The organism is Roseomonas acroporae (assembly GCF_023223525.1).
Lineage (GTDB): Bacteria > Pseudomonadota > Alphaproteobacteria > Acetobacterales > Acetobacteraceae > Roseomonas_E > Roseomonas_E acroporae.
Genome location: NZ_JALPRX010000123.1, coordinates 1 through 526, shown reverse-complemented (window position 1 = coordinate 526; position 526 = coordinate 1). Strand labels below are relative to the sequence as shown.

The 526-nt window shown below is 63.9% G+C and carries 1 protein-coding gene; it reads right to left on the bottom strand.

What is annotated here, in order from left to right:
- Positions 1 to 350, bottom strand: a 350-nt coding sequence (locus M0638_RS24025; protein ID WP_248669495.1) for an Arm DNA-binding domain-containing protein, incomplete at its 3' end; no start/stop codon positions are given.
- Between the last annotated feature and the right edge of the window lie 176 nt (positions 351 to 526).

The following is a 526-nucleotide window of genomic DNA, read 5'->3' as shown; positions in this document are numbered from 1 at the left end:
AGTTCTCCCCGTCGCCTCCGTCCAGTTTCCCATGGCGCCCGACACACTTCGGCCGCCAGTGCAGCGACGCTCTGCGCCTTCCGCTCCGTCCATGGATCGCGCCCGTCCCGCACGTCGCCGCGAAGCCTCTCCGCCTTGGCTCGGGCCGCAGCGGTCGTCAGCTCCTCTCCGAATAGACCCAGCGCGATCCGCCGAGACACCGCACCAAGCTTGTATCGGAACAAGAATGTCTTGGTGCCGCTGGCCTGCACCCGCACCCCGAACCCTTTCACCGCATCGTCGAAGAACAGCGCGTCCTTCTTCCCGGCTGGGCAGGACAGAGCGGCGACGGTCCTATCGGTCAGCTTCACGGGAGATCCTGCGGCCTTCGGTTCGCCGATTTGCGGACCCCCAGCGGACCCCTTTGGATGGGGACTCCTGGCGGCTGGAGTCGGCTTCTGCCAGCAGCTTCCAGAACGGATCAGGCAATTTCAATGAGCTATGGCGCTTAAGGCAGCCTGTGTCTTTTCGTGTCATGATACTGGTT